General features: G+C 60.7%; 5 protein-coding genes and 1 pseudogene. 1 reads left to right on the forward strand and 5 read right to left on the reverse strand.

The genetic code is table 11. From position 1 onward, the window contains the following. The 4 genes and pseudogenes from JNL55_RS28870 to JNL55_RS28885 form a co-directional block, all read right to left on the reverse strand. Positions 1-210 (reverse strand): annotated as a pseudogene (locus JNL55_RS28870) (methyl-accepting chemotaxis protein); the annotation flags it as partial. Positions 211-352: 142 nt separating this feature from the next. Then, positions 353-2,755, reverse strand: coding sequence for a putative bifunctional diguanylate cyclase/phosphodiesterase (locus JNL55_RS28875; protein WP_293862829.1), 2,403 nt, complete (start codon positions 2,753-2,755; stop codon positions 353-355). After that, positions 2,755-3,426 carry a methylamine utilization protein gene (locus tag JNL55_RS28880; RefSeq protein WP_293862831.1) on the reverse strand — a complete coding sequence of 224 codons (672 nt, stop codon included), beginning with the start codon at positions 3,424-3,426 and terminating at the stop codon, positions 2,755-2,757. Before JNL55_RS28880 ends, JNL55_RS28875 begins: the two co-directional genes overlap by 1 nt. Beyond that, positions 3,423-3,851 (reverse strand): group I truncated hemoglobin, encoded by a 429-nt coding sequence (locus tag JNL55_RS28885; RefSeq protein WP_293862833.1) that lies wholly within the window; start codon positions 3,849-3,851, stop codon positions 3,423-3,425. Before JNL55_RS28885 ends, JNL55_RS28880 begins: the two co-directional genes overlap by 4 nt. 206 nt (positions 3,852-4,057) lie before the next feature. On the opposite strand from JNL55_RS28885, the gene JNL55_RS28890 reads away from it, so the two are divergent. Beyond that, positions 4,058-4,927, forward strand: coding sequence for a DUF3034 family protein (locus tag JNL55_RS28890; protein WP_293862835.1), 870 nt, complete (start codon positions 4,058-4,060; stop codon positions 4,925-4,927). 20 nt (positions 4,928-4,947) lie between these two features. Here JNL55_RS28890 and JNL55_RS28895 read toward each other — a convergent pair. Then, a partial coding sequence (locus JNL55_RS28895) for a membrane dipeptidase (protein ID WP_293862837.1) occupies positions 4,948-5,191 on the reverse strand: 244 nt, incomplete at its 5' end.

A 5,191-nucleotide genomic window follows, 5' to 3' on the forward strand; every position in this document is an offset into this window, starting at 1 on the left:
CAGGTTGCGGGCGGCGATGGCGCGGCGATCCACGGCCTCACGCACATTCGCTGCCAACGCCGCGCGTGCGGTCACACCGTCCACATAAGAAACGAATCGGCTATTGGCATCGGACAGGGAATGCAACGAGAGCGCCGCCAGCAGCAGCGACACGCCCATCAACAGACCAAACGCCAACAACAACTGAGCACGTACAGTGAGCTTCGACATACGACACTCTCATCGATCTTCGATGTTGAGCATTGTGTCGTGACGGGGCAGGTTCGCGCCGCGCAGTGATCTGTATGACAAACTCTAACAGTGCGACCGAGTGCACATAATGCGAAGAGTTAAATAGGCGGGAAGCTGGGGCTCAACGGGTAGGACGCGGCGCCAGCAGCGAAACCCGCGCCGTTTTGTTGGGTTCGTACGAGACCTGGCCCCAACGCGAGTCGCGCAGCCAGACTTCGAGATCCGCCGCCGGCAAGGGTTTGGACATGTAATAGCCCTGAGCGTGATCGCAGCCAAGCGACGCGAGATGTCGATAGCTAGCCTCATCTTCCACGCCCTCAGCCACGACCTTGAGCCCGAGGCTGTGACCTAGCTCGATGGTAGAGCGCACGATCGTCAAGGTGGTCTCGCCCGACAACATGTCTTTGACGAACGAGCGATCGATCTTCAATTCCTTGACCGGCAGCCGCGACACATAGCTCAACGAGGAATACCCCGTGCCGTAGTCGTCGATGGACAGATGCACGCCCAGGTCATGCAGACGCTCCAGCATGCGCTGTGCGTGCGCCGGATCTTCCATGAAGCCACTCTCGGTGATTTCCAGGCAGAGCATGTCGGCCGGCATCGCGTACTTACGCAACAAGCTGTCGACCATATCAGGCAACTCGCGCCCCATCAGGTCACGTGCCGACACGTTGACGGAAATGCGTAACTCGATGCCTTTGGCGCGCCAGCGTCCGAATTGTTTGATCGACTCTTCGAGCACCCAGCGCGTCAGCAAGCGGATGTAGCCCGTCTGCTCAGCGAACGGAACGAAATCGGACGGCGGAATCATGCCGCGAGTCGGATGCTGCCAGCGGAGCAACGCCTCGACTGCCGCTGCAGCGTTGGACGACAGCGAGATACGCGGCTGATAGAACACGCGCAGTTCGTCTCGCTCGATGGCACCCCGAATGTCGCTGAGCAATGATAAGTGACGTTCGTGATTCGACGTCTGTTGCGGATCGTAGATGGCGTAGCCGCTCTTGTTACGCTTGGCGACGTACATCGCAATGTCTGCATTACGCAGCAGCGCATCGGCGTTGCCGCCATGCTGCGGGAAATGCGCGACGCCGATACTGGCACTGACATCGAGCGGTTGATCTTCGTAGGCGATCGGCCGTTCGAACGCGCGCAGGATCTTCTGCACCGTCCGAATCGCTTCGTCGGGCGTCATGTTCTCGATCATCAACGCAAACTCATCGCCGGCCAGGCGCGCAGCAACGTCGCCAGTGCGTGCCAATCCCTGCAGCCGAAGGCCAACCTCGCGCAATAGATGGTCGCCGACGCTGTAGCCCAACGATTCGTTGACGATCCGGAACCGGTCCAGATTCATGACCAGCACGGTAACCAGGCGCCCGCCGCTGGTTGCATCCTGCACTGCCTGCGCCAGCAACTTGTTGAACAGCGCGCGATTCGGCAGTTCCGTCAGCGAGTCGCGATACGCGAGCCGTAGAATCTGATCCTCGCGCTCGGCGATGCCTTCGCGCATGTGATTCAGACTGGTTGCGAGCACGCCGATCTCGTCCTTGCTGGTGGTCGCCACTGCCTCATCGTAGTGACCGCGCTGAATCTTCAAGGCCGCTTTGGATAGCTTGCTGAGCGGGCGAGTGATGGACGAAGCGATCAGCATGCTGCCGATGATCGACAACAGCAGCGTCGCCGCGCCGAGCGCCAGCAACGTGTTGCCGAGCTGTTCGAAGGCTGCGACTGCCTCCGCTACCGATCGCTGCAATACCGCCACGAGCTGCGGGTTGCCGAGATGATCCAGCGCGATCACGCGGACTTGCTGTTGCTCTTCGCCCTCGCCGATCAAATGAACGTTCGCTGCCTGCGGCAACGTGGGCAAGCCTGCCGTCAGTGCCGCCCGCTGAGCATCGAGCGTCGACGCCAGGACTCGCCAATGATTGTTGCCGCTCGTAACCTCGAGGAACGACACCTCCAGACCCGTCAGCTGACGCAACTCGTTGGCCACCTCGTCATCGACGATGAAGCCCAACACGATCCACGAAATGGGTAGCGGCGCCATCACCGGCACCACCACCAGTTGATAGGCATGACCGTCGACGATCTCGATCGACGACGCGCTGCCCTGCTTGGCGGCACGGTCGATCAGGAACGGGAATTCAAACTGGCGCGGCTGAGTGTCGACGGCAAACGTATCGGCGATGACGTTGCGGTCGAGCGAGACCAGCATGGTCATGTTGGCATTGATGCGCCCGGCATGATTACGCAGTGCTGAAATCGCGGTGGCCGAATCGTTCGACGCGATGGCCTCACGCAAAGCAAAGTCAGCCGCCATCACGCGGGCGGTCTGCGACAGTCGATCTCGGTTCTGCTCCAGCAGGCGTGCGAAAATGCGCTCACCGAGCTCCAGCTCGGACTCGATCTTGTGGCGTGCGTTGGTCGAGTTGGCGGAATGCACCAGCAAGAACGCCGCGATCTGCACCAGGCCGATCAGCGCGACGAAGAAAACGATGATGCGCGTGCGCAGCCGCCGAAACATTACGACCCCGACGCGTGCGAACCGTGATCGTGCTCCTGACCGTGATCCTGGCCGTCCGTGTTTACGCCGAGCAGCGCGCCCGTCTCCAACTGGATGGAGCGCTGCACGGGGCTCGAGCTATCGACCTGCCCCTGCGACACCGGTTGAGCGAGGCCGGGGTACCACACCAGCATTTCGTACTTGCCCACCGGCAGGTCGCTCATCTGGGCTCGACCTTTCGCATCGGTCTGCGCAAACCACGGCGTATCGACCGACAACACCCACGCGACCATATGATCGTGAATGTTACAACCGAGCACCACCACGCCCGGCTTGTCGAACACGATGGGTGCGCTGGGGCGGCCCGAGTACAGATTCAATTGAAACGTCTTGGCGGAAGAGAACGAGTACACCTGATGGCGGATGTCGTCCTTGTTCGGAAAATCGATGGCTGTGCCGGTCTGCACGACCGTCACGCGCGGCACGAACTCTTTGTCGACTTGGTCGATGACCACATGTTTCGGTTTCGCATTCGTCACGGGCTGCGTCGGTACGAAATACACCACGGCGTTGGTCAGCGGCTTGCCCTTACTGTCCGCAACGTTGGTTTCGACGCCGGCCGCGAAGCTCGCCGTCGTGGCAAGCGTGGTCAGCAGAATGAGCGACGCGCAACTCAGCTTCATGGTGTTCATTTGGTCACCACGTCTTTCTTCGTCGGTGCCAGCAGCGCCAGCAACTCGTTACGCTCGCGCAACGGCACGCCATGGCCGATCATGATGTCGCGCAGACTTTGCACCATGGCGAACATTTCGGCTTCGTTGATTTTCAGGCCGGCATGGATGTCTTTCATGGTGTCGCCTTGGTACTCGCACGGCCCACCGGTGATCGAGCACAAGTAGACGCTCAGTACGCCCTTCACACGCGGCAACGACACTTTGTGCCACGAACGGCTGGTGCGTGGATCGCTCGAGGTGTGATCGACGAGATCGTTGGCGATGGCTGTCAGACGCTCCCCGCCGATACGGTCGTACAACGCCGCCTCAGCATGCGCCGGCGCACCCAGCAACAGCATGGCAACGGTTCCGGCGCCGATCGCACCGTGAATTAGGGCGCTCACCTTCGATCCGAACGTCATCGTGCTCTCGAGCAACTGAGGAAACAGTGGTCAATCTAGCGCCCCGCCTGCCGCGCCAGTGTTAAGTCGCTCACATCTGCCACATTAGGTAAACCCCGAATACAAACCCACTGTGATTTGAATCGCTCCGGAGCACCGGCCAGCGCAGGGAATATTCGTCATCGCCCCGTTCGGAGATCCGTTCTCGCATGTCGATTTTTCAACGCGCCGGCTATTCGCAGCTGCTCCTCGCCGTCGGCGCCCTGGCTGGGGCCAGCGCCCATGCGGGCGATCGCCTACTGGCGACCGGTGGTGTCACGCAGATCGAAGGCGCAGCCGGCGGCGGTTTGACCCCTTGGGCGCTAATTGCAGGCCTGGGAACGCGCGATCAGGTCGGCGCCAGCGGCTTTTGCACGACGGTAGAACCGGACGACTTCAAGCTGCGTAGTTGCGGCGTCAACGTAGGTATTCTCGACCGAGTCGAACTCTCCTATGCGCAACAGCACTTCGACCTGGGTACGACAGTGCCCGGCCACTCGATCCGCCAAGACGTGTTCGGGGTCAAAGTGAAACTGGTCGGCGACGCAGTGTTCGCCCAGGACTCGTGGCTGCCGCAAATCGCCATCGGCGCGCAGTACAAGGACAACAAGGATTTCGATTTCGTCCCGACGCTGCTCGGTGCCACCGACGGCAGCGACGTGGATTACTACGTGGCCGCGACCAAAATCTGGTTGGCCGGTATCGCCGGCCGCACCACGCTTCTCAACGGCACGCTGCGTGCGACGCGCGCCAACCAGATGGGCATTCTGGGTTTCGGCGGCGATCGCAAGGACGACTACTCGTTACAACCGGAGCTGAGCGCCGCAGTGTTCCTCACCGATCACATCGTGCTCGGCGCCGAGTACCGGATGAAGCCGGACAACTTGAGTGTGTTCCGTGAAGACGACTTCTGGGACGCGTTCGTCGCCTTCGTTCCGTTCAAGAACATTTCACTCACGGTTGCTCATGCCGATCTGGGCAACATCGCCGACAAGAGACAGCAGCACGGCTGGTATGCATCCTTGAAGGCAAGCTTCTAGTCTCGCGACCTCAGCCCCAACTAGTTGACGTTCGGCTGAGCTTGTCCACCATCGATTTCCTCGATGGTCCGAATGGATGGTACGACCTTCTGCTGCAACTTCGCCGCGGCTTGCTCCGCTCCGCGTAGCGCTTTCAGAATGTTCCCGCGCGACAGTTTGATCAGCTCTGCGTCACTCCAACCCCGCCGGATCAACTCCGCGAACAACACGGGATAGCGGGACGTATCTTCCAAGCCAGCGGCCATGCCCTCTTTATTGCCATAG

The sequence above is a fragment of the Steroidobacter sp. genome, from assembly GCF_016790065.1.
Taxonomy (GTDB): Bacteria; Pseudomonadota; Gammaproteobacteria; order Steroidobacterales; family Steroidobacteraceae; genus Steroidobacter.

Coding starts and splice junctions, on each gene's coding strand:
- JNL55_RS28875 (WP_293862829.1), bottom strand. CDS start 2,755: ATGTTTCGGCGGCTGCGCACGCGCATCATCGTTTTCTTCGTCGCGCTG.
- JNL55_RS28880 (WP_293862831.1), bottom strand. CDS start 3,426: ATGAACACCATGAAGCTGAGTTGCGCGTCGCTCATTCTGCTGACCACG.
- JNL55_RS28890 (WP_293862835.1), top strand. CDS start 4,058: ATGTCGATTTTTCAACGCGCCGGCTATTCGCAGCTGCTCCTCGCCGTC.